Origin of the sequence: Bradyrhizobium sp. 179, assembly GCF_023073535.1 — a bacterium.
Lineage (GTDB): Bacteria > Pseudomonadota > Alphaproteobacteria > Rhizobiales > Xanthobacteraceae > Bradyrhizobium.
This window is the reverse complement of record NZ_JADPJR010000116.1, coordinates 141,779-164,916: the sequence shown is the minus strand read 5'-3', so window position 1 is coordinate 164,916 and position 23,138 is coordinate 141,779. Positions and strand designations below refer to the sequence as shown.

Genomic DNA, 23,138 nt, shown 5'->3' with positions numbered 1-23,138 from the left:
GCTACGTCCGCATTTCACCTTCGAAAATCCAGCCGCCCGTTCGGAAAACACCCGTCGATCCGCGTATCGTCGATCACGCGCCCGACCCATGGCCGTGTGATCGCGGGCGTGGTCAGGTTGATGTACTTGCCAACCAGGCGATCCGCGCCCTCCCGCGCCGCATCGATCAGCCCGTGCCGGCGGCCGTTGTCCCAGTCGAAGCGCAGGTAGATGCGGCCTCCCGTGATGCGGATTTCCGCGTGCCCTTCTTTCCATCTGTCCGATGTATCGCCGGCAATGGTCGGATCGGCGCCGCCATTCCAGCGGCTCTGCCAGCAGCCCTCGAGCGGATCAGAAGGCGAAGCGGCTATTGCCCACGCCGCCGCGTTGACGTCCGCGGCATCGCCGGACAGCGTGGCCGTCGCAGCATAGTTCCTCACTTCGGAATCATCGGGTTCTGGCACGTCCATGGTTCCGAACGGATTGCGGCGGACGAGGTGCGTGATGGGTTGCTGCATGGCGAAGCTCCGGAGCGAGTTGGCTTGATCGGCCAGCTCTATCGCCGCGCGGCCTGATGCAGCCACCCGATTTCCGCTCTCTCCGTCATGTCCGGGGCGCGACAACGTCGCGAGCGCGGAATCCATATCTTCCACGAACTCTGACGCACAACGGATTCCGGGCTCGCGCTCCGCGCGCCCCGGAATGACGGATGCTGCGCTCTACTTCAAATGCTTCGCGAAAAACTCCATGCTGCGCGGCCAGGCGATGTCGGCGCTGGCCTTGTCGTAGCTTGCCCGCTCGTCGCAATGGAAGCCATGCTGCGCGCCCGGATAGACGAAGACTTCGATATCGGGCCGCTTCGCCTTGATGGCGTCGACGTCGGTCAGGGGAATGCCGGCATCCTTCTCGCCGAAATGCAGCTGCGTCGGCACCTTCGGCGTCTCGTCCGCGAAGCGCACCACTGCGCCGCCGTAATAGCCGATCGCGGCCTTGAGACCCGACAGCCGCGTCGCCGCGAGGAAGGCGATGCTGCCGCCAAGACAAAAGCCGATGATGCCGACCGGGCCTACGCTTCTGGCTGCATCGATCGCCGCCTGGGTGTCGCGCAGCATCGCGGCCCAGTCCGGATTGGCGACGAATTTGCGCGCCTCCGCGATCTCGTCGGGCGAATAGCCCGATTGGAAATTCGGCGCGGTCCGATCGAAGATCGACGGCGCGATCGCGACATAGCCTTCTCCTGCAAGACGGTCGCAGACCGAGCGGATGTGGTGATTGACCCCAAAGATCTCCTGGATCACCACCACCGCGCCTTTCGGCGTGCCTGCGGGATCGGCGCGATAGGCGCCCAGCTGGAAATTGTCCGAAGCCGTCAGCTTGATGTCTTGTCCCACGCGGGTTGTCCTTCTTGGTTGGTCTTCGATTCGAAAGTTGTCTCCCCTCATACTGAGGAGCGCGTCAGCGCGTCTCGAAGGATGCCAGGCCGAGATGTAGCCGCGGGGCCTTTCATGGTTCGAGACGCGGCTTCGCCGCTCCTCACCATGAGGAGGTCCACCTCACTCCCACATCCAGTTCTCGCCGTAATCCTCCTTCCATCCTGCCAGCCGGCCGTGACGGAATTGCAGGAACAGGCGGTGGCGGTTGGGGATCAAGCGGCTGCCGCCGATGTTGCGCAAAGCAAGATAGATTTCGTCGCCGGGACGCCCGCGCACATATTGCAGCGGTTGGCCGAGGGCACGGGCGGTCTGTTCGGCATCCATGCCGAACGCGAGCGGCGTGTTGTTCGACAAGGTTGCGACGAAGGGCTGGCGCGGCGGCACCGCGCCGAACGGCTCGGCCTGCGCAGATATCGATAGCAACATCGTTCCAGCAGCCAGCATCGCCCGCTTCATTGCCTACGTCCTTGCTTGATCGGTCTATCCCGGCAAGTTCTTCAGGAAAGGCGCGATCGCGTCAACAAAAGCCTCGGGCTGATCGATGTTGACGGCGTGTCCGGCGGCGGGGATCACGACCTTTTGTGCGCCGGGGATCTTTGCCGCCATATAGTCGGACGCCGCCAGGAACGGCGTGTCGTCGGCGCCGACCACGATCAGCGACGGCACCGTGATGTCGGGCAATAGCTCGATCACGCGCGCGTCGCGCTGGGTCAGCATGCCGCGTGCGGCGAGCGCTAGCCCGTCGGCGTTGCGATGGCTGGCGGTGGCGCGCTCGCGCGTCGCCGATTGGAGGACGTCGAGGCCTTCGCGGTCGAGCCTGTCGGCGGTGGCAAGCGCGCGCGCGTTCCAGGCCTCGCGCGCATCGTCCTTCTTGAAGCCCGGGCCAGTGTCGATGATCAGCAGCGCGCGGGCGCGTTGTGGGTAGGCGCGATAGAACGCGAGCGACATGTAGCCGCCGAGCGAGAGACCCCCGATGATGGCGCGCTCAGTGCCGATATCGTCGAGGATCGCCGCCATGTCGCCGACCGTGAGTGCTTCACTGTAGGCATCGGGATCATCGGGGTAATCGGACTGGCCGTGGCCGCGCATGTCCCACAGCACGAGCTTGTGGTTCTTCGCGAGCGCATCGATTTGCCCATGCCACATCGCCGATGTCGATGAATAGCCGTGAGTGAGCAGCAACGGCGGCCCGTTGCCGTGAACCTCATAGTAGATCCCGACGCCGTCTCGATCGATCCTTGGCATTGCTTCCCGCCCTGTTGTTTCTGGTCTCGTCGCCGCGATAACGGTGCACCCTCTCCCCTTGTGGGGCCCCTTGTGGGAGAGGGTGGCTTCGCGGAGCGAAGCCGGGTGAGGGGTTCTCTCCTCACAAACGGTCTCGCGAGCCGAGAGATACCCCTCATCCGACGCTTCGCGCCACCTTCTCCCACAAGGGGAGAAGGGACACTGCGCCGCCATTTCGTTTCATCACTCTAGCGCGCCAAGTTACCTGGAAGAAACTGCCTGAATGCGATGGCACGCATGTCGGATGCGCTTGCTGTTGTGTCCAGTGGCTACACCGCGTTCTTGGCGCGGCGCACAACGAGCAAGTGCAGAGCTGGTTTTTTCGACCCATTCCAAATTGCATTTGCCTCCGCGCGTGAACGCGATCATGCTCGCCGTCTAGGCCGACGCCAGCCCGGTGGGCGTCCGCCGCACAAGTTGCCGCCGTAAGCGGCTTCATGCACCGGCAGGGGAAGACGCCTATGCCAACACTCACCATCAACGGGCGGAGTCTGTCCGTGGATGCGGCGAACGACACGCCGCTCCTCTGGGCGATCCGCGAGCAATTGCAGATGACCGGCACCAAGTTCGGCTGCGGCGCCGGGCTGTGCGGTGCCTGCACCGTGCACGTCAACGGCGAAGCCGTGCGTTCGTGCCAGACCATGGTCGGAGACGTCGCTGGCAAGAAGATCACCACCATCGAAGGCCTCTCCGCCAAGGGCGATCATCCCTTGCAGAAGGCCTGGATCGCCGAGCAGGTGCCGCAATGCGGCTATTGCCAGTCCGGGCAGATCATGCAGGCAGCCTCGCTGCTGTCGAAAAATCCCAATCCGACCAAGGAAGAGGTCGTCGCTCACATGGATGGCAATCTCTGCCGCTGCATGACCTATTCGAGGATCCAGAAGGCGATTATGCGGGCCGCGTCCGAGATGCGCACCGCATCCACGGCCACCGAACGGAGGCCCACATGAATAAGCACGTGAACAACGTCGCCCCAGAGGCGACCGATCTCAGCCGCCGCTCCTTCCTCGTCGGCACCGCCGCGACGGGTCTCGTGCTCGGCTACGCCGGCGTGCCCGGCATCAGCGACGCGCTTGCGGCGCCTTCGAACTTCGAGCCGAGCGTCTGGTATGCGATCTCGCCGGACGGTCTCGTCACCGTGACCTGCGGCAAGGCCGATATGGGCCAGCACATCGCCTCCACCATGGCGCAGATCGTCTGCGAGGAGCTGGGCGCGAAATGGAGCGACATGCGCGTGTCGCTTGCCTCCAACGACCCGAAGTTCAACGATCCCGTGCTGGGCGCGCAGATCACCGGCGGCAGCTGGTCGACCATGATGAACTTCGACGCCATGAGCCGCGCGGGCGCTGCGGGCCGCATGGCACTAACGGAAGCCGCGGCCGCCGCCATGGGTGTGCCGGCCTCGGAGCTCGTGGTGCGCGATTCCATGATCGTGCATCCGAAGTCGAAGAAGCAGATGTCGTTCGCCGATGTGGTGAAGAGCGGCAAGGCGACCAAAACCTTCACGCCGGATGAGCTGAAGGCGATCAAGCTGAAGACGCCGGATCAATACACCATGATCGGCGTGTCGGTGCCGCAGCTCGACATCCCCTCGAAGACCAATGGCACGGCAAAGTACGGCATCGACGTGATGTTGCCGGGCATGGTCTATGGCGCGGTGGTCACGCCGCCGGTGCGCTTCGGCGCCACGGTGAAATCGGTCGACGACAGCGGCGCCAAGAAGGTGCCGGGCTTCATCAAGGCCGTCACGCTCGACGACAAGACCGGAACGACATCGGGCTGGGTCGTCGCGGTGGCCAGCACCTACGCCAACGCCAAGAAGGCGGCGCAAGCGCTGAAGATCGCCTATGACAATGGCCCGAACGCCAAGCTGTCGAGCCAGTCGCTGCTCGATGAAGCCAAGCGGCTTCAGATGTTAGAGGATTCCGGCCAGTTCTTCGTCAAGGACGGCGATCCCAATGCAGCCCTCGGTTCGGCCGCCAAGGTGTTGGAGGCCGAGTACACCACCAGCATCAACATCCACGCGCCGCTGGAGCCGATGAACGCCACAGCGGAGTTCAAGGGCGACATCCTGCACATCTATTCCGGCAACCAGTTCGCGACACGCTCCGGCGCGATCGCCGCAGGTGCAGCCGGGATCGATCCGAAATTCGTGGTCATGCACCAGATGTGGCTGGGCGGCGGATTCGGCCGGCGTCTCGATGCCGACATGATGATTCCGGCGGTGCAGGCGGCAAAGGCGGTCGGCAAGCCGGTGAAGGTGATCTATTCGCGCGAGAACGACATGACGATGGATTTCTCGCGCCCGCTTACCTATCAAAAGGTCAAGGCCGGCGTGGACGGCGATGGCAAGCTCATTGCGATCAGCCACGACGTGGTCTCGGCCTGGCCGACCGCGCGCTGGGGAATCCCGGACTTCCTGACGCCGTCGGTCGATAAGAAAGGCCCGCTCGATTCCTTCACGGTGAACGGGGCCGACTTCTTCTACACCGTGCCCAACCATTATGTGCGCGCGATCAAGAACGAGCTCGCGCACAACGCCACGCCGTCCGGCCAGCTCCGTTCGGTAGCGCCGGGCTGGACCTTCTGGGCGGTCGAAAGCATGATCGACGAGATCGCGGCGGCGACGGGCAAAGACCCCGCGCAGTTCCGCATCTCGCTGCTCGATGGTGCCGGCAAGAACGACGGCGGCGCGCAGCGGCTGCGCAACACGCTGCTCGCCGCGATGGGATTGTCCGGCTATGGTACCAAGCAGCTGCCGAAAGGCGAGGGCATGGGTGTGGCCTGTGTGTCGTCGCAGGAGCGTGCGACTGCGAGCTGGACGGCTTGCGTCGCCCATGTCGCGGTGGCGCCATCGGGTGAGGTGACGGTGAAGAAGCTCACGGTCGCAACCGACGTCGGCACCCAGGTGCATCCCGACAACATCCGCGCCCAGGTCGAGGGTGCGGCGCTGTGGGGCCTGTCGCTGGCGATGTACGAGAAGGCGACACTCAAGGACGGTGGCATCGAGCAGACCAATTTCGACAGCTATACGCCCTTGCGCATGAGCCAGACGCCCGAAGTCGCCGTCGCCGTGATCGCCAATGGCGAGAAGGCAACCGGCGTCGGCGAGCCCGCGGTGACGGTGGTGGCTCCCGCCATCGGCAACGCCATCTTCAACGCCTCCGGCGCCCGCGTCCGGGCGCTGCCGATCACGGCCGAAGCCGTGAAGGCGAGCATGAAGGCGTAAGGCTGGCCAAGGCTGCTTGAGACGATCCGCCGGAGGGCAACCTCCGGCGGATTTGTTTTGGCGCCGCCTCCACACGCTCACTGTCATGCCCGGTCAAGGCGGGCGATGACAGCGGAGGGTGTGGCGATGGCGCCCAAAATACTCCTTACGCCTCAATGACATGGCTACTGTGCATGGGGTTGTTTTTCGACTTTTTTGTTTGGCGCCGCCCCACGGCGGAAATTCCTCAAATTGCCTCCAATTGCGCAGGGTTCCATTGAGCACGCCTCTTAAGGGCCAGAGAACCTGATCCGGCTTAGGCTTAAGGCCAATACGCCCGTGCTCTCGGTGCCCTTTTGGGGAAGTCATGAACGCCTCAGCCAAACCCGCCGCCAAACGCCGGCTTCTGCTCGCTTCCGACCGGAGCGACGAGAGCAGCGAGCTCGTCAGCATCCTGAAAGCGGTCGGCGAGGTCTCGACGGTGACGACCCAGGACATCCCCGACAAGCCGTCGCGGGATCTCTCCGGCCTCGTCGTCGATATCAATCTGCGCTCGCCCGAGAGCGTGCAGCGGGTGCGCAACAAGCTGCGCGGCGATGCTTATCGGTCGATGCCGCGCCTGTTCGTACTCGCCGATGCCCTCCACCACGGCACCATGCAGGCCTGGGCGCTAGGCGCCACCGACACCATCTCGCGCCCGCTGCAGGCGGACGCCATCCTTCAGCGCATCCACTCCGCCTTTCCGGACACCGCCCTCTATGACGCGACCGACCGCGGCAAGACGCTCAACCGCGGCGTCGAGGCGGCGCATGCCGTTTTGGCAAAGATGTTCGAGAAGCTTCCGCTCGGCGTGCCCCTGACCTTCGACGACGTCATTGCCGCCGAGAGCAAGATTCTGAAAGCGATCAAGCACTCCTCACTGCGCGAATGGCTCACCACGGTCGGCTGCCACCATGTCGGCAGCTATCGGCACTGCCTGTTCGTCACCGGCTTTGCCGTCGCTTTCTCGCAGCATCTCGGCATGCGCGAGGACGACCAGCGCCGCCTGACTCGCGCCGCGCTGCTGCACGACGTTGGCAAGGCCTTCGTTCCCTCCGCACTGCTCGACAAGCCCGGCAAGCTCACCGACGAGGAGATGGCCGAGGTGCGCCAGCATCCCCGCCGTGGCTATGACGCGCTCGCCGCGCAAGGCGGCTTCCCGCCGGAGATGCTCGACGTGGTGCTGCATCACCACGAGTTCCTCGATGGCTCCGGCTATCCGAATGGGCTGTCGTCGAACCAGATCAGCGACATCGTGCGGCTGACGACGATCGTCGACATCTACGCCGCTCTCGTGGAGAAGCGCGCCTACCGCATGCCCTTCACCCACTCGCGTGCGTTCACGATGATGGAAGGCATGGGCGGCAAGCTCGACCAGCAGCTGTTGCAGGCGTTCCGCCCGGTGGCGCTGGGATCGTTCTGAGCGAGACGTTGCAATTGCAGAGGCGCGCGGCCTGCTTACCCTCCCCCTCAAGGCCCCCTCAGGGGAGGGTGAAGTCACCCCACCATCTTGCGCAGCTCCGCCTTCGCCACCTTCTCCAGCGTCGAGCGCGGCATGTCGTCGACGAGCCTGATCTCGCGTGGCACCTTGAAGTCGGCGAGGCCGGCGCGGCAGGCTGCCATCACGCGATCATGCAGGTCGGGCGCCGCATCGGCGACGCCGCCCTGCGGAATGATGAAGACGACCGGCACCTCGTCCAGCATCGGATGCGTCTTCGCCACCACCGCGGCCTCGCGCACGCCGGGAACGAGCGCGATCACCTGCTCGATCTCGGAGGCCGCGACGTTCTCGCCGCCGACCTTCAGCATGTCCTTGGCGCGGTCGCCGAACTTGATGTAGCCGTTCGCCAGCCGTTCGACACGGTCGCCGGTGAGGAAGAAGCCGTGCTCATCAAAACTCTCGCGCGTCGCCTTCTCGTTGTGCAGATATTCGGCGAACAGCGATAGGCCGGGGATGCCCTTGATCGAGAGATTGCCGGTGCCGCCGACTTCCGTCGGCCGGCCGTCGTCATCGGTGATGCGGATCTGGTACTCCGGCGCGGCGCGGCCGATCGACATGGGTATGTTGGGCTGGTCGACCTCGCCGACGATGCCGTGGGTGATCGTCTCGGTCATGCCCCACCAGCCGATGATCTTGACGCCGAACGCGGCGAACGCCGGCGGCTCGTTGATCGCGCTACCCCACAGGCGGAATTTGTGATCATGGGGGATCTCCTGCTCGAGCAGCGCTTTCATGCAGAACGGAATCGTCGAGGTCCAGGTCGCGCCGTGCTCGCGCGCGACGCGCCAGAACCGGCTGGCGGAGAAGCGCGGCTGGATCACGCAGGTGGCGCCGACCCACAGCGTCGCCAGCATGGAATAGGCCAGCGCATTGGTGTGGAACAGCGGCAGGTAGGTCTGGTGCACGTCGCCGGCATGAAGGTCTTCATGCGCGGCGTTGATCTTGGCGCCCCACAGCGCGTTGGCGTGGGTCCACAGCACCGCCTTGGGGCGCGACGTCGTGCCCGATGTGTACTGCACGCTGCACGGCGCGAGCGGATCGGTGGCGCGCCTGGGACGGCCGGCACTGTCGGCGAACAGGGATTCAAAACTGTCGCCGCGTGCGACCGCTTGCGCGGGCGCTGTGCCCGCATCGTGCGAGGTCACCGCCATCCAGCGGATGTTGCGGCAGTTCTGCGCGACGACTTCCGCATAGGACGGCTGCGTGATCGCGGCGACCGCGCCGCAATGATCGGCGAAGTACGCGATCTCGGCTGGCGCCGAGCGGGTGTTGGTGGTCACCGCGATTGCGCCCAATTCGACGCAGGCGAACCAGGCCAGCATCGCCTCGATGCAATTGTCGAGATGGATGAGCACATATTCGCCGGGCTTGACGCCGCGCTTGGCGAGGCCCGCCGCGAGCGCGCCGACCCGCTCGTGAAACTCGCCATAGCTCCAGCGCCGCGCCGGCGCATCGAACGGCGCCCAGATCAGGAACGGATGTGAGTTGCGCACCTCGGCGCGCAGCTTCAGCAGCCAGGACACGTCGAGCCCGTCGAAAGGGCCTATGATCCCGGCGGTCTGTGGATTGGTCATGTGTCCTCCCGTGCAGCCTGCATCTTGATGGCGGCTGTCTTTGGATGATTGCGTCTTCCTGCCATTGGATCGCGCGGGGAGCAACTCGGCGGGGCGGCATGGATTAACCAGCGCTCGCTCTCTCACCGTCATGGCCGGGCTTGACCCGGCCATCCACGTCTTGCCGCACAAAGAACGTGGATGCCTGGGACAAGCCCGGACCTGATGACGTAGGACAAGCGCGAGCGCGCCCTAATCGGCGTAAGACGAGATCTCGATCAAGCTGCCGTCGGGATCTCGGCAATAGACCGAGCGCAGCGTGCCGCGGGCGCCTTGCCTCGGGCCCGGCCCTTCCTCGATCGTGACGCCGTGCGCCTGCAAATGCGCCATCACCTCTTCGGGCGCGGCGGAGGTGAGGAAGCACAGATCCTCGCTGCCGGCGGTCGGGTTGTCCGCGGTGAACCACTCCACCTTATCGCCATCGCGCGGCCGCACGTTGATCTTCTGGTCACCAAATACGAGCGAAGTCCGCGGCGCTTTGCCGCCGCCGGGGTCGAACACCTTGACTTCCATGCCGAGAATCCTGCGGTACCACTCCGCGGTCGCTGCGACATCGGCGACATTGATCACGAGATGATCCAGGGCATGAACCTTGACCGGCATGTCTTATCCTTTCGTCGTGATGCGCCCCGTGCACTTTCCGCCTGCGGCAAGCTTTGTTACAACCGCGCCGACGACGCTTTCAAGATATCCGGCTTTCAAGAACAACACTGGGAGAACCCTTGAGATGATCACTCGCCGTACCGCGCTGGGCCTGCTCGCCGCCAGTCCGCTTGCAGCCGCCCCGCTGTCCAAGGCCCTTGCCGCCGATTATCCGGCCCGTCCGGTGAAATGGGTGGTCGGCTATCCACCGGGCGGGGCCACCGACATCCTGGCGCGGCTGATCGGCCAGCGGCTGTCGGAAAGGCTAGGCCAGCAATTCGTGATCGAGAACAAGCCTGGCGCCGGCAACAATATCGCCACCGAATCGGTCGTCAACGCCGAGCCCGACGGCTACACGCTGCAGCTGGTCAATCCGGCCAACTACATCAACGCCTCGCTGTACACCAACCTGAAGTTCAACTTCGTGCGCGACATCGCCCCGGTCGCCTCGTTCCAGCGTGTGCCGAACGTGATGACGGTCAACAAGGACGTGCCGGCCAAGACCGTCGCCGAGTTCATTGAATATGTGAAGGCAAATCCCGGCAAGGTGAACCTGGCCTCGTCCGGCAACGGCACCTCGGTGCATCTGTCCGGCGAGATGTTCATGGCCATGACCGGCTGCAAGATGCAGCACGTGCCCTATCGCGGCGCGGCGCCCGCGATCACCGACATGCTCGGCGGCCAGGTGCAGGTGATCTTCGACAACATGCCCTCGATCATCCAGCACATCCGTTCCGGCAGCTTGCGTGCAATCGGCGTCACCACCACGGAACGCTCGGCGCAATTGCCCGACGTGCCCGCGATCGCCGAGACCGTCAAGGGCTATGAGGCCAGCGCGCTGTTCGGCATGGGCGCACCCAAGAACACGCCCAAGGAGATCATCGCCAAGCTCAACAATGAGGTCAACGCGCTGATGAAGGAGCCCGACATGACCAAGCGTCTGGTCGAGCTCGGCGGCGAGCCGCGGGTGCAGACGCCCGAGGCGTTCGGTGAGGAGATCAAGGCCGAAACCGAGAAATGGAAGAAGGTCGTCGAGTTCGCCGGCCTGAAGGTCGAGTAGAGATCTTGTGATCAACGCGATTGGAGCCCTGCCGTCCGGCAGGGCTTTTTTCTTGCCGCGCGCTACACTCGATCTGGAATAAATTGGCGCGACCAAACCTGATGAGGATGGTGGCGTATCTCACGCCAGCAGGAGAGGAGTTGGATCATGCGCAATATTCGATTGGCGCTGCTGACGCTCGGCATGACGGTCCTTGCCGGTTTCGCCGCCATTCCCCCAGCCGCCGCGCGCGACTATCCCTGGTGTGCCCAAGGCGGCGAGTACGACTATCCCGGTGAATGCGCCTACAGCACCTATGAACAATGTCAGGCCAGCGTCTCCGGCCGGCTGCTGTACTGCGATCGCAATCCCCGTTTCGGCTACGGCCAGCTGCAGCCGCTGCAACCTCAGCCGCGGATGCACCGCAGGCGGGCCGTCGCGCCGTATTAGCCGCGCCCCACGTCTCACTGACCGCTGCCTGATCACGCGCTCGTGCAGAACCGCGTGCGGGGTTTCTCGCTTGATGCGTCACCGCGCGCGCCTATACTAAACCTCATGGTTAAGTATCAGGACGAGACGCTGGACCGGACCTTTGCGGCGCTATCCGACCCGACGCGGCGTGCCCTGCTGGCACGGCTCGGCGAGCAGGACGGCCTGTCGGTGAGCGAGCTGGCCGCACCGTTCCCGATCTCACTGCCGGCGATCATGAAGCATCTCGACGTGCTCACGGATGCGGGTCTGATCGTCCGGGAGAAGACCGGGCGAACGGTCGCCTGCCGGCTCACCGCGCAGCCGATGGAGCAGGCGATGAACTGGCTCAATCGCTACGCCCAATTCTGGTCCGACAATCTCGATCGCCTCGCCGCCTTTGTGGAGGAAGAGACATGGCCAACGCAGCCGCCGCCGAACGCTCAACGGAACGCCCAAAGGAAAGTCCAAGCCTCACGCTCACGCGCCGGCTCCGCGCGCGGCCGGAAAAGGTCTACGCCGCCTGGACGCAAGCCGAGCAGCTAGCGCAATGGTTCGGGCCGCCGAACATGAAGCCGGCGACCCTTCGGGCCGAGCTCGACGTCCGCACCGGCGGCAGCTTTCGCATCGGCTTCACCCGTGACGACGGCGAATATTTCGAGGCCGGCGGTACCTATCGCGACGTCGTGCCGAACGAGCGGCTGGTCTTCACCTGGGCCTGGCATTCGACGCCGGAACGCGAATCGCTGGTGACGATCACGCTGAAGCCGGACAGCGCCGGCACCTTGATGGTCTTCCATCACGCCCAGTTCTTCGACGAAACCGCCCGCAACAATCATTTGCGCGGCTGGAGCTCGTTCTTCGACAAGCTCGACGCCTTCGTCGGCTGACCCCGATCAGAGGAGGATACCATGCAGCAACATCAGATCGTCTCGCGCGAGCAATGGATCGCCGCCCGCAAGGTTCATCTGGCCCATGAAAAGGAGCTCACTGCCGCCCGCGAGCGTCTGGCCGAGGAGCGCCGTGCATTGCCCTGGGTCAAGGTCGACAAGAACTACGTGTTCGACGGACCGAACGGCAAGCTGACGCTCGGCGATCTGTTCAAGGGCCGGCCGCAGCTCGTGGTGCAGCACGTGATGTTCGCACCCGATTGGGACGCCGCCTGCAAGAGTTGCTCGTTCTGGGCCGACGATTTCGAGCGCATGGTGCCGCATCTGGCGGCGCGCGACACCAGCATGGTTGCGATCTCGCTCGCGCCTGTTGCCAAGCTCGACGCGTTCAAAAAGCGTATGGGCTGGACCTTCGACTGGGTCTCCTCGGGAAGCAACGACTTCAACTACGATTATGAAGTCTCGTTCACGCGCGAACAGATCGACAAGGGCGTGCCGAAGTACAATTTCGGCACCACGCCGTTCTATGGGCCCGAGCTGCCCGGCATCAGCGTGTTCTTTCGCAACGAGGCGGGCGAGATCTTCCACACTTACTCATGCTTCGCCCGCGGGCTCGATATGATGAATGCCGCCTATCAGTACCTCGACCTTACGCCGCTCGGCCGTCACGAGGACGGTTTGCCCTATCCGATGGACTGGGTTCGCCTGCGCGACGAGTACGAACCGCAGGCGGCGAAGGAGGCGTGCTGTCACGGCTGAGAGGCCGCCTCGTTCAGTAATGTCGTCCTGGCCTTCGTCGGGACGATGCCGGCGTGTGGGACGCCGCCAGCCGCCGTTCTACCGCTTCGCGTCGGCCTGCTCGGTCGCATTGCACGAGATCAGCATCGTGTAGGCGCGGGCATTGCCGGCGATGTCGGTAGTCTTGAGCTCGCCCTTCGGCTCGGCGGTCTGGTACGGCACCACGGAATTGTCGAGGAAATCGCGTAGCGCGCCGGTCTTGATGGCGAAGTTGATGTTCTCGGGAATATCGCCGGTCGCAGCGGCGATGCGCAATCCGGGGATCTTGCCGGTGACCACGCCCACGATCTGGCCGGTGGTGTCGAACAACGGGCCGCCACTATTGCCGGGTTGCACGGGTGCACTGATTTGCAGAAAGCGCGTGTCATTGCGCATGCCGCTGAGCGAGCTCACGATACCGGTCGTCACGGTGAAGTCCGAGCTGAGCAATCCGTGGTAGGGAAAGCCGATCGCGACGACGGAATCGCCGGAGTGAAACGAGCGGTCGCGGATCCGGGCAAAGTCCTTGAATGCCGTCGTCGACGGCGCCTGAAGGAGAGCAAGATCATTGTTGGCGTCGGTCGAAACGACGCGCAGCACCATTGCGGCCTCGCCGGTGAGCTTGCCCCTGATGTCGCCGACGCAGCCATTGATCACGTGATTGTTGGTGACAACATGGCCGCCGGCGCTGACCACAAAGCCGGTGCCGCTCCTTGCCCTGGCAACTTTGCTTCCAGCCGGCGGAGACGCCTGCTTCTCCGCCGTGGCCGCCGGCTTGGCCGCACCCTTGGTGAAGTCGCCGGCCTTGTCGAGCCCGTCGGCCTTCACCTTGCTCACGCAATTGGCCAATGCCGCGATGACCGGCCCGGTCGATGTCAAATCGAAATTCAGTACGGCGCGGCCGGCTGTTGCCACCATAAGGCTCGCCTTTTGAAACGTACGCACGACATTGAGCGGCATGATGGCCGTGAGCATGTTGGACTGATACGCCGTAGCGTACAGCCTAGCTTGCTCCTGCCCGTCAAAGGTCACGTCGATCGCGGCGTTCTCGCCCTTGTTGAAGCGGTAACCGGGACTCGCAAAGGCGAGCGACCAGGTGCCGGCGGCGTTTTGGCTCACGACGAGGATCACGCCGTTCGCATAGGGCGTCGTTGCAGCGCAATGGGAGAAGCCGCCCGTTTGGTCATTGCTGAAGGCGCCGCCGATCCAGTTGCCGACGTTGACGGAGCCGAACGGTCCCGCCGCATGCGCGGCGCTGATGACACCCACTTGCAACAAAGACGCAACGACAAACGATTTAAGCCACATACCAGCCCCCGGGAATGCTTTGGCTGCATCTTAGCCGTGGCGGGATCGGCAACGCAACCGGCAGTTGCTCGCGCGGACAACATCTCCTTGCCGCGACATTCGGGCTTGCCTTTACTTTGCAGTGCCATATACTTTGTAATACAAAGTGGCGGGAATAATCCCGGGAAGCATGAGCGGAACGAGATTTTGGCATTGCCAATGCGCGATCTCGACAAGGCACTGGCCGATATCGTGGCGATCCGCAGCCAGATCGCGGCGGGCACCGCGTTCCGCGGCTACGGCCCGGCGACTATGGCGGCGACAGGTGCCGTCGCGCTCATCACCGCGATTCTGCAATTCTGGCTGCTTGGCGATCCCACCAGCCAGCCGCTCGCCTTCTTCATCGGCTGGTTCATTGCCGCCGCGCTCTCCGGCCTCCTGATCGGGATCGAGATGCGCGCGCGCTCGCGCCGCCATCATTCCGGTCTTGCCGATGCCATGATCCACCAGGCGGTCGAGCAGTTCCTGCCTGCAGGCGCTGCGGGCGTGCTGCTTGCGGTGGTGATGTGGAAGTTCGCGGCCGAAACGCTGTGGCTGTTGCCCGGCTTGTGGCAGATCCTGGTATCGCTCGGCATCTTCGCCTCCGTCCGCTCGCTGCCGCGCACCGTCGCGCTCGTTGGCGCCTGGTATTTCGTGTCCGGCTTTGCGGTGGTGGCGCTGGCGAGCCAGACCAAGATGCTGTCGCCATGGACCATGGGTCTGCCCTTCGTGATCGGGCAGTCGGTGATGGCCGCCATTCTGTATTTCGCATCCGGAGACCATGATGTCGAAGCCTGACAGCGCGCCCTTCTCCTATGAGGGGCTTGATCGCGTCATCCACGAGAAGGCGAGGCTCGGCCTGCTGACCTCGTTGATGGCGCACCCCAAGGGGCTGGCATTCGCCGACCTCAAGCAGCTCTGCGGCCTCACCGACGGCAATCTCAGCCGGCACATCGCCGTGCTCCAGGAGGCCGGCCTCGTCGAGGTGACCAAGGGTTATGAAGGCAATCGCCCGCACACGACTTGTCGTCTCACCAAGTCCGGCCGCCGCCGCTTCCTCGATTATCTCGCCGTGCTCGAACGCCTCGTGCGCGACGCCGCCAAGGCCGCCGGCCGCGAGGCGCCGCCGCTCGGCCGTCTCGGTTTCGCTTCGACTTGATCCTCTTTTTTTGACCGGAGACTTTGTAATGCAAAGTAAGCCTGTGTCCTGCGACGACAAGCTTCACGTCGGTATCATCATGGACGGAAATGGCAGATGGGCGACGCGGCGAGGCCTGTCGCGCGTGCGCGGCCACGAGGCCGGCGTCGAGACCATCCGCCGTATCGTCGAGGCCGCGCCCAAGCAGGGCATCGGCACGTTGACGCTCTACGCCTTTTCCACCGACAATTGGCGCAGGCCGAGGGCCGAGGTCGCCGCGCTGATGACGTTACTGCGCTTCTACCTTTCCAATGAAGTGCAGAGCCTGATCAAGAACGGCGTGCGCCTCACCGTGATCGGCCGCCGCGACCGTCTGCCCGACGGCATCGCCAGCGCGATCGCGCGTGCCGAAGAGGCGACCGCCCATGGCAGCACGCTGCATTTGCGCATCGCCGTCGACTATTCCGCGCGCGATGCCATCCTCAATGCCGCGGCGAAAGCAGCAGCGCTGACCAGCCTCACCCGCGAAGCGTTCTCGCAACTGGTCACCGGCGAGGCCAGCCTGCGCAACGTCGATCTCATCATCCGCACCTCGGGCGAGAAGCGGCTGTCGGATTTCCTGCTCTGGGAGGGCGCCTATGCCGAGCTGCACTTCACGGAGCGGATGTGGCCCGAATTCGACGCGGGCGATCTCGCCGAAGCGCTCGCTGCTTTCCACGGCCGCGAACGCCGCTTCGGCGGCCTCCAAGCGATCATGCCCGAGGAGGTGCCCGCGCTCTCGCGAGCGTGATGGAAACGCGCGCGCGATCGATCTTGGCCTGAGACGATCGCCGGCGGTGCCATGATCATCGCTGCGAGAGCACGCTGCGGCACGCATGGCGATCGGGTCGCGCAGGACTGGACCGGATCATCGAATTCTGATCTCGTGACGCACCCTCAACCGCTCTTGTCCGCATGACCTCCTTCAAGACCATTCGTGCCCGCGCCGAGAAACGCAAGGGCGGGCCCAAGGCGCTGGAGAAGTTGATGCCGGCAAGGCCAGACCTCAAGCGCCTGGCGAAGCTTGGCGACGACCGCATCCTCGCCGAGATGACCAGGCGGGTGTTCTGCGCCGGCTTTGCATGGAGCGTGATCGACTCGAAATGGGCCGGTTTCGAAGCCGCCTTCCTGCATTTCCAGCCGGCCAAGCTCAGCTTCCAGCCCGAGGATTATTGGGAAGGCCTGCTGCGCGATGCACGCATCGTACGCAATGGCGCCAAGATCATGTCGGTGCGCGACAATGCCGCTTTCGTGCAGGAGATCGCGAAGGAGCACGGCAGCTTCGGCAAGTTTCTGGCGAAATGGCCATCGTCCGACGAGATCGGCCTGCTCGATCTCCTCACCAAGCGCGGCAGCCGGTTAGGAGGCAATACCGGCCAGATGCTGCTGCGCTTTGTTGGCTGGGACGGTTTTGTGACTTCCAAGGACGTTGTCGCCTGCCTGCGCGATGCAGGTCTCGACATTGCCGAAGAGGTCAGATCGAAGGGTGATCTCGCCAAGGTGCAGGCGCAATTCAACGCCTGGGCCGAGGAGACCGGCCTGCCCTACACCTATCTATCACGCATCTGCGCGCTGTCGGCCGGCGGGGACCGGAGCGAGTAGCGGGTTAGTAGAAGGTCGTCGGGTCGCTGGATCGTGTGCTTCCTGTGGCGATCTCGTGCCGCGAGCGCGGCAGACGCGGCGCGCGATCACGAAATACATTTCTCAGGAACATTTGTGCGCAGCACTTGTTCGGACGTTTGAGCCAGGCGCATCGAGGCAGGGAACGACCGCTCTGGCTCAGCTCAACGAAACCCGACGTGACAGAACGGAGCAGCTCATGAAGCTCACATCCGAACAGGTGAAGCAGACCGTCAACCAACTCGGCGCTCAGGTGCTGCCCGACGAGCATCCGGCCATGCCGCAGCTCAACAGCATGTTCGGCGAGCACACCTTCTTCGTCGACGAGATGGGCCTCAAGGTCCTCGAGCCCACACCGTCGCTCGGCGCCGACCGCCAGAGTGGCGAGGTCGTCAGCCTCGCCGATTGGGGCGATTCCGACCTGACCCGCCTCATGGCGCACGAGCCCGAGCCGACCGGCGTGATCGTGGTGTTCGAGCACGTGAGGCATTGATCGGCCCGAGCGGATCGACTTTCACGGGTGGCGGGATTTGAAAAAATTCCGTCACCATCAGTCCCGGACCCGCCTTGCTCTCGAGGCGCAAGCGCCCGTTGAGCGATGAGACAACCAGATTGAACGCGATGTGGAGCCCCAGGCCGGCGCTGCCACGCTGCCGGCTGACGTAACGAACGGATCGAAGATGTGAGCCTGCAATGGCTCGAGGATTCCGACGCCTTCATCGGCGCAGACCAGGCGAACTGACGTCGGGTCCGGTTGGCTAACCGTAATGACAAACCTGCCGCCTCTCTTGTCAGGGTACGCGTTCGAGGCATTGTTGAGAGCAAGATTGCTGATCACCTGAGCGAGCGCTCCGGGATAGCTGTTGAGCGTGATTCCGGCCTGGCATTGCACGTCGACCGTCAGGGCGTGGTGCGACAATAGTGGCCCGACGCCTCGTCGAGCGACAACGGCTCGATGATGGGCGTGTGTTCGGCAAAGATGTCGCGGATTTGCCTGCTGATTGCCTTGTAGACCTCGAAGCGCGGCTTGACAAAGATCAGATCGGGGCACTGCCGCTTCGCAGTCACGGATGGCATGGCAGAGCGAACACCGAACTTGCGGGCTTCATAGCTGGCGGCCGCGACGACGCCGCGTTCCGCAGAGCCTCCGACTGCGACCGGCTTTCCGCGCAGGTCCGGACTATCGCGCTGCTCCACGGACGCATAGAAAGCATCCATGTCGATATGGATGATCTTGCGGACGGGCGAGGCTTCGCCGGTCATCGTGTCGGATCCGGTCATGGAAGGATAATACAATTGAGAGAAGCGAAGCGCGAGGTGAGGGACGTTTCAGTTGTCGCTCTTCGTCACCACCGTGTTCGGCATCGTCTGGCTGAACTCAGCCGTATGGCCCGACGCTGCGCGACGCTCTGGAATGTATCGGATCATCAACGGGCAATCTCAGGCTTGTGAGTGGCGAGCGCGGGCCTGCAATCTAATATAAGCCGGCGGAGGACAGCCAATGCAATACAGCTCCGAGCTCATTCAGACGATGCGGCAGGCGCTGGAGGCCGTGATGGCGAGCGTACCGGCCGATCAGTCGGTGTTCGGCCTCAAAGCGGCCGTAGCGGAATACGTCTTGAAGGCTGCGGCACACGGTCAGACGTCATATGACGGGCTGGTCTCGTCCGCCTCCGACCAGATCCAGACGATCGTCTCGATGCTGACCTAAGCGCCGGCATGAAAACGGCGACAAGGCTGGCGCACCCGACACGATTCGAACGTGTGACCTTTGCCTTCGGAGGGCAACGCTCTATCCAGCTGAGCTACGGGTGCAGTGAGCTTCATGTAGCCGATTGGGGAGGGGCGGGCAACCGCTTCTCACCGGCTCGCGATTAAGCCGATTTGCGCCGGACCGGCGCCGGAACCGGCTCGTCCTCCCGGCCAAGGTCGGCGAATTCGGCGAGCAGCCGTTCCGCGCAGATGACGCGGTTGCGGCCGAGCCGCTTGGCCGCATAGAGCGCCTGATCGGCGGCGCCGAGCAGCCGGTCCGGCCCGCCATCGGCTTCGCCGGGAATGTGGCTGGCGACGCCGACGCTGAGGGTGACGTGGTCGCTGGCGCCAGTGGCGCCATGGGCGATCCGCAAGCCCGTGACAGCGCAGCGGATCTCGTCGGCGACGGCGCAGGCGGCGTCGCAAGTCGTGTCCGGCAGGATCAGCGCGAACTCCTCGCCGCCATAGCGGCTGGCGAGATCGAGCGGCCGCACGGCGTGCCGGCTGACGGAAGCGGCGACCGCGCGCAGGCATTCATCGCCGGCCTGGTGGCCGTGGCGGTCGTTGAACAGCTTGAAATGGTCGACGTCGACGAACAGCACTGCCAGCGGCTTCTGCGTGCGCTGGGCGCGGGCCCATTCGCTCATCAGCATCTGGTCGAAGGAGCGGCGGTTCGACAGGCCGGTCAGCCCATCCTTGGTGGCGAGCTCCTTCAGCGCCATCTCGGCGCGCTTCTGGTCGGTGAGGTCGCGCAGCGTTTCCACCACCGCGATCAGTTGGCCGGCCTCGTCGTGGATCGGGCCGGCGTCGATGGCGAGATAGAGCTGGCTGCCTAGCTTCGGCATCACGCACCAGTTCTCCGCGGAAAAGCCGAGGCCGTTATGACCGCGCGCCGCATATTCCGAATAGAACTCGGGCAGCTGCTCCGGCCGGTCGAGCGCGACCAGGTCGGCGAGACAGGGGCGCTTGGTCTCGTAGAAGGCCTGCCAGTGCTTATTGGTGCCGATCACCTCCGAGGCGGCGACGCCGGTCAGCCGCTCGCATGCACGATTCCAGATCACGACGCGGCGCTTCGGATCGATCACGAAAGTCGGCACCACCAGATGCTGCATCAGCCGCACTGCGTAGGAGTCCGCGACGTCGACGATCTTGGAAGGACTCTTTGACTTGGTCATCACGCCACCGCCGCCACCGGCGCGGCATCGCCCGTGCGAAACAGCTTTCGCACCTCGCTGGCCGGCTTCGGCGCGCTGAAAAGATAGCCCTGCATCTCCGTGCAGCCGAGCTTGCGCAGCATCTCGCGCTGGGCCTCGGTCTCCACGCCTTCGGCGACCGTGGTCATGCTGCTGGCGGCGGCGATGTTCACCACGGCCTGCACGATCACCGGCGCGCCGTTCGTCTCGGCAATGTCGGCGACGAAGCAGCGATCGATCTTGATCTTGTCGAACGGGAAGCGCTTCAGATAGCTCAGCGAGGAATAGCCGGTGCCGAAATCGTCGAGCGCGATGCGCACGCCGATGGCGCGGAGCTGGTGCAGGATCGAGAGCGCCGCCTCGTCGTCGCGGATCAGCACGGCCTCGGTGATCTCGAGCTCGAGCCGGCGCGGGTCGAGCCCGGAGGCGGCGAGCGCGCCGGCGATCCGCAACGCCAGCGTGTCGCATTTGAGCTGCACCGGCGAGACGTTGACCGCAACCCGCACATGCGCCGGCCAGGTCGCGGCCTCGTTGCAGGCCATGCGCAGCACCCAGTCGCCGAGCTCGTTGATCAGGCCGGTGTCCTCGGCGATTGGAATGAACTCGGCAGGCGACACCATGCCGCGCTCGGGATGGCGCCAGCGCAGCAACGCTTCGCAGCCGGAGACTTCGCCCGAGCGTAGATCGACCAGCGGCTGGTAGTGAATCTCGAAGCCGCCGTTCACCAGGGCCTGGCGCAGATCCTGCTCCATGGTCAGACGCGCCTTGGCGCTGGCGTCCATCTCCGGCTCGAAGAAGCGGTGGGTGCGACGTCCTTCGGCCTTGGCGCCGTACATCGCGAGGTCGGCATTCTTGATGAGCTGATCGAGATCGGAGCCGTCCTGCGGTGCCAGCGCGATCCCGATGCTCGCGTCGGTGGAGAGCTGATGGCCGAGACAGTGATAGGGCTGCCGGATCGCTTCGTAGATCCGCGTCACGAACGACACCACGTCGGCGGAGGACTGGATCCCGGTCTGGATGACCGCGAATTCGTCGCCGCCGAGCCGCGCGATCAGGTCGCCCTGCTTCAGGCAGCCGCGTAGACGGCCCGCGATTGCCTTCAACAGCTCGTCGCCGACATGGTGGCCGAGCGAATCGTTGATGCCTTTGAACTCGTCGACGTCGATGTAGAGCAGCGCGAACTGCGCGCCGCCGGCGACCTCCGCCAGCTCGCGTTCGATCTGCTCGCGAAACAGCGTGCGGTTCGGTAGATCAGTCAGCGCATCGTAATGCGCCATGTGCGCGATCTTCTCGTCGGCGCGACGCCGCTCGGTGACATCATCGATGACATGAATGAGATAGCGCGGCTCGCCGGCTTCGTCATGGATGCCGATCCGGGTCGAAGTGATGTAGCGAAGCCCCATGCCTGGCATCTGCCAGGGATGTTCGTCCTTGAACAATCCCTTGGCCGATTTCAGCGCGCTGCTGTCGTCTTCGGTGATACGGGCGGCCGGCGCCTCAGGGAAGATGTCGAAAGCGGTCTTGCCGACGACATCCTGGCGAGACTGGCCGAACAATTGTTCGGCGACGCCATTGAGCAGCAGATATTGCCGCGTGCGCGCATCCTTCACCGTGATCTGCGAGGGAATGTGGTCGATGATCTCGCGCAGGAAGGTGTGGTTGCGGTCGCGCTCCTGCTCCAGGTTGCGACGCTCGGTAACGTCTTCGATCGTGGCAACCCATCCGCCTTGCGCCAGTGGCGTGTTGATGACCTGGAATGCGCGGCCGTTGGCTAGCTGATGAGTTCGCGTGGAGACCGTGCCTTCCGCCGCGATCCGCATGACCTCGGCGCAAAATTCCTCGACATTGCCATCGAACGCGCCGCGCTCCTTGCGGTGATACATCGCCTCGCGGATGTGGCAGCCGGGTTTGATGACGTCGTGCGAGAGACCGAACATGTCCGCGTAGCGGCGGTTGCAAATGACGACATATCCGGCGGCATCGTACAGGATCAACCCCTGCGACATGTTGTTGAGGGCGGTGTCAAGCCGCTGCCGCTCCAATTCGATTCGCTCCTGGGCCTCGCGGTTCTGCCGGTTGATCTGCCGGATGATCAGATACAGGATCAGCGCGATCATAACGGCCGAAAGCATCGCCGTCGTAACCATGAAACCGGTCTGCTGCCGCCAGTCGGCAAGCGCAGCCGACATCGTATTGGTGGCGACGATGACCAGGGGAAAATGGTTGAGGGACGCGGCCGAGCCCAGCCGCTCCTCGCCGTCGATCGGACTCCTGACGCGAAGCGTGTGCTGACCGCCGTTGGTCAGCGCCTTCCGCATCAGCGGGGCATCCTTGAAGCTCCGTCCGATCAATTCTTCGACGTGCGGATAGCGCGCCAGCATCTTGCCTTCGCGATCGAACAGCGAGATCGCCGTGCCCTCGGCAAGCGCGACAGATGCAAAATATTGCCGGTAGCTGTCGGGATCAATTCGCCGGACCATCGCGCCGAGGAAGGCACCGTCGGCGCCGTTCAGCCGCCGCGCGACGACCGTGGTCCATTTGCCGATGATGTAGCTGCGGACGGATTCCAGGATGACCGGCTCGGCCTTGGGATCGGATTTGAACGACTGGAAGTAAGCGCGAGAAGAGATGTTGATCTTCGGCAGCGGCTGGGCCCGCGACCAGTTGATCAGCTCGCCGTCGGCGTCGTAGATCGCGATGTCGCCAAGATAGGACACCGAACTGATCTTGCTGCGTAGCATCTGGTTGGTCGCGAGCCCGGACATGTGCTCGCGGAACATCGCGGGCGAGCTGATCTCCGGCAGGTTCATCTGCGCGATCACATCGGTGGCGACGACGTCGGAATCCTCGAATTGCTGATCGAAGTGCCGAGCGATCAGCTGCACCGTGTTTTCCAGCTCGCGTTCGCGGTTGGCCAGGGTTCGCTCGCGAAACTCGCCGACGGCCATGGCGGTCACGGTGAAGATGCCCGCGACCAGCAGCACGCCGCACAGGGTCAGCCACAGCACTGGCCCGCGCCGAATGGCCGCCCTCCAGCCGTTGCTCACGGCCTGCGACATTCGGGCAACGATCGTTGCAAATACCTGGCGCATTCCCCCTCCCGCAAGAGCAGGGATACACGACACAAATGGCCTATAGCTTAGGAAAGCCAGTTACCTGAGCATTAATGCCGTCGCGCGATCACGGCTGTGCGCAGC

The 23,138-nt window shown here is 64.1% G+C and carries 23 protein-coding genes, 1 tRNA gene and 2 pseudogenes; 14 read left to right on the top strand and 12 right to left on the bottom strand.

Going from position 1 to position 23,138, the window contains the following annotated elements; all coding sequences use genetic code 11:
• Nucleotides 1-14: 14 nt before the first annotated feature.
• The 4 genes from IVB12_RS27525 to IVB12_RS27510 all read right to left on the bottom strand — a co-directional run bounded on the left by IVB12_RS27525 (nt 15) and on the right by IVB12_RS27510 (nt 2,657).
• Nucleotides 15-623: a hypothetical protein gene (locus tag IVB12_RS27525; protein WP_247303776.1), complete on the bottom strand. Its 609-nt coding sequence runs from the start codon at nt 621-623 to the stop codon at nt 15-17.
• 75 nt (nt 624-698) lie between these two features.
• The gene (locus IVB12_RS27520) at nt 699-1,370 is read right to left on the bottom strand and encodes a dienelactone hydrolase family protein (RefSeq protein WP_247303775.1); all 672 of its coding nucleotides are present in this window, start codon (nt 1,368-1,370) and stop codon (nt 699-701) included.
• A 162-nt stretch (nt 1,371-1,532) separates the two neighbouring features.
• Nucleotides 1,533-1,868 (bottom strand): hypothetical protein, encoded by a 336-nt coding sequence (locus IVB12_RS27515; RefSeq protein ID WP_247303773.1) that lies wholly within the window; start codon nt 1,866-1,868, stop codon nt 1,533-1,535.
• Nucleotides 1,869-1,892: 24 nt separating this feature from the next.
• Nucleotides 1,893-2,657 (bottom strand): alpha/beta fold hydrolase, encoded by a 765-nt coding sequence (locus IVB12_RS27510; protein ID WP_247303772.1) that lies wholly within the window; start codon nt 2,655-2,657, stop codon nt 1,893-1,895.
• A 500-nt stretch (nt 2,658-3,157) separates the two neighbouring features.
• Here IVB12_RS27510 and IVB12_RS27505 point away from each other — a divergent pair, with 500 nt between their 5' ends.
• The 3 genes from IVB12_RS27505 (at nt 3,158) to IVB12_RS27495 (ending at nt 7,366) form a co-directional block, all read left to right on the top strand.
• Nucleotides 3,158-3,646 carry a (2Fe-2S)-binding protein gene (locus IVB12_RS27505; protein WP_247282023.1) on the top strand — a complete coding sequence of 163 codons (489 nt, stop codon included), beginning with the start codon at nt 3,158-3,160 and terminating at the stop codon, nt 3,644-3,646.
• Nucleotides 3,643-5,925: a molybdopterin cofactor-binding domain-containing protein gene (locus tag IVB12_RS27500; protein WP_247303769.1), complete on the top strand. Its 2,283-nt coding sequence runs from the start codon at nt 3,643-3,645 to the stop codon at nt 5,923-5,925. The genes IVB12_RS27505 and IVB12_RS27500 overlap by 4 nt, the downstream gene beginning before the upstream one ends.
• A 346-nt stretch (nt 5,926-6,271) precedes the next feature.
• A complete protein-coding gene (locus IVB12_RS27495) occupies nt 6,272-7,366 on the top strand; it encodes an HD domain-containing phosphohydrolase (protein WP_247303767.1) in 1,095 nt (364 codons plus the stop codon).
• Between the two features lie 74 nt (nt 7,367-7,440).
• Here the strand turns inward: IVB12_RS27495 and IVB12_RS27490 are convergent, their stop codons facing one another.
• On the bottom strand, nt 7,441-9,018 hold the full coding sequence (locus IVB12_RS27490; RefSeq protein ID WP_247303765.1) for an ATP-dependent acyl-CoA ligase: 1,578 nt from the start codon (nt 9,016-9,018) through the stop codon (nt 7,441-7,443).
• Between the two features lie 231 nt (nt 9,019-9,249).
• A complete protein-coding gene (locus tag IVB12_RS27485) occupies nt 9,250-9,660 on the bottom strand; it encodes a VOC family protein (RefSeq protein WP_247303763.1) in 411 nt (136 codons plus the stop codon).
• Between the two features lie 124 nt (nt 9,661-9,784).
• On the opposite strand from IVB12_RS27485, the gene IVB12_RS27480 reads away from it, so the two are divergent.
• The 5 genes and pseudogenes from IVB12_RS27480 to IVB12_RS27460 all read left to right on the top strand — a co-directional run bounded on the left by IVB12_RS27480 (nt 9,785) and on the right by IVB12_RS27460 (nt 12,855).
• The gene (locus IVB12_RS27480; protein ID WP_247303761.1) at nt 9,785-10,759 is read left to right on the top strand and encodes a tripartite tricarboxylate transporter substrate binding protein; all 975 of its coding nucleotides are present in this window, start codon (nt 9,785-9,787) and stop codon (nt 10,757-10,759) included.
• A gap of 147 nt (nt 10,760-10,906) precedes the next feature.
• Nucleotides 10,907-11,188, top strand: coding sequence for a DUF3551 domain-containing protein (locus IVB12_RS27475; RefSeq protein ID WP_247303759.1), 282 nt, complete (start codon nt 10,907-10,909; stop codon nt 11,186-11,188).
• Between the two features lie 105 nt (nt 11,189-11,293).
• The gene (locus tag IVB12_RS27470) at nt 11,294-11,752 is read left to right on the top strand and encodes a metalloregulator ArsR/SmtB family transcription factor (protein WP_247303757.1); all 459 of its coding nucleotides are present in this window, start codon (nt 11,294-11,296) and stop codon (nt 11,750-11,752) included.
• Nucleotides 11,753-11,763: 11 nt separating this feature from the next.
• Nucleotides 11,764-12,096, top strand: a pseudogene (locus tag IVB12_RS27465) (SRPBCC domain-containing protein); the annotation flags it as partial.
• Between the two features lie 21 nt (nt 12,097-12,117).
• A complete protein-coding gene (locus IVB12_RS27460) occupies nt 12,118-12,855 on the top strand; it encodes a DUF899 domain-containing protein (protein ID WP_247303755.1) in 738 nt (245 codons plus the stop codon).
• A 78-nt stretch (nt 12,856-12,933) separates the two neighbouring features.
• On the opposite strand, the gene IVB12_RS27455 is transcribed toward IVB12_RS27460, so the two are convergent.
• Nucleotides 12,934-14,181: a serine protease gene (locus IVB12_RS27455; RefSeq protein ID WP_247303754.1), complete on the bottom strand. Its 1,248-nt coding sequence runs from the start codon at nt 14,179-14,181 to the stop codon at nt 12,934-12,936.
• 198 nt (nt 14,182-14,379) lie between these two features.
• Here IVB12_RS27455 and IVB12_RS27450 point away from each other — a divergent pair, with 198 nt between their 5' ends.
• The 5 genes from IVB12_RS27450 (at nt 14,380) to IVB12_RS27430 (ending at nt 17,489) form a co-directional block, all read left to right on the top strand.
• Nucleotides 14,380-14,997: a hypothetical protein gene (locus tag IVB12_RS27450; RefSeq protein WP_247303752.1), complete on the top strand. Its 618-nt coding sequence runs from the start codon at nt 14,380-14,382 to the stop codon at nt 14,995-14,997.
• Nucleotides 14,984-15,358: a transcriptional regulator gene (locus IVB12_RS27445; protein WP_247303750.1), complete on the top strand. Its 375-nt coding sequence runs from the start codon at nt 14,984-14,986 to the stop codon at nt 15,356-15,358. The genes IVB12_RS27450 and IVB12_RS27445 overlap by 14 nt, the downstream gene beginning before the upstream one ends.
• Nucleotides 15,359-15,386: 28 nt before the next feature.
• Entirely contained in the window at nt 15,387-16,127 is a 741-nt protein-coding gene (locus IVB12_RS27440; protein WP_247303747.1) for a di-trans,poly-cis-decaprenylcistransferase, read from the top strand.
• 164 nt (nt 16,128-16,291) lie between these two features.
• Nucleotides 16,292-16,978, top strand: a complete 687-nt coding sequence (locus tag IVB12_RS27435; RefSeq protein ID WP_247303745.1) for a DNA-3-methyladenine glycosylase I — start codon at nt 16,292-16,294, stop codon at nt 16,976-16,978.
• Between the two features lie 217 nt (nt 16,979-17,195).
• Nucleotides 17,196-17,489, top strand: a complete 294-nt coding sequence (locus IVB12_RS27430) for a hypothetical protein (RefSeq protein WP_018319488.1) — start codon at nt 17,196-17,198, stop codon at nt 17,487-17,489.
• A 57-nt stretch (nt 17,490-17,546) separates the two neighbouring features.
• Here IVB12_RS27430 and IVB12_RS38465 read toward each other — a convergent pair whose 3' ends face one another.
• Both IVB12_RS38465 and IVB12_RS27425 read right to left on the bottom strand, forming a co-directional pair.
• Nucleotides 17,547-17,834 (bottom strand): ATP-binding protein, encoded by a 288-nt coding sequence (locus IVB12_RS38465; RefSeq protein ID WP_346658526.1) that lies wholly within the window; start codon nt 17,832-17,834, stop codon nt 17,547-17,549.
• Between the two features lie 92 nt (nt 17,835-17,926).
• Nucleotides 17,927-18,277: pseudogene (locus IVB12_RS27425) on the bottom strand (DNA polymerase IV); the annotation flags it as partial.
• 220 nt (nt 18,278-18,497) lie between these two features.
• On the opposite strand from IVB12_RS27425, the gene IVB12_RS27420 reads away from it, so the two are divergent.
• A complete protein-coding gene (locus IVB12_RS27420) occupies nt 18,498-18,707 on the top strand; it encodes a hypothetical protein (RefSeq protein ID WP_247303743.1) in 210 nt (69 codons plus the stop codon).
• A 27-nt stretch (nt 18,708-18,734) separates the two neighbouring features.
• Here IVB12_RS27420 and IVB12_RS27415 read toward each other — a convergent pair.
• From IVB12_RS27415 to IVB12_RS27405, 3 genes are all read right to left on the bottom strand, one after another.
• Nucleotides 18,735-18,811: transfer RNA gene (locus tag IVB12_RS27415), tRNA-Arg, on the bottom strand.
• A gap of 59 nt (nt 18,812-18,870) precedes the next feature.
• A complete protein-coding gene (locus IVB12_RS27410; RefSeq protein WP_247303741.1) occupies nt 18,871-19,923 on the bottom strand; it encodes a diguanylate cyclase in 1,053 nt (350 codons plus the stop codon).
• A complete protein-coding gene (locus IVB12_RS27405) occupies nt 19,923-23,033 on the bottom strand; it encodes an EAL domain-containing protein (protein ID WP_247303739.1) in 3,111 nt (1,036 codons plus the stop codon). Before IVB12_RS27405 ends, IVB12_RS27410 begins: the two co-directional genes overlap by 1 nt.
• Between the last annotated feature and the right edge of the window lie 105 nt (nt 23,034-23,138).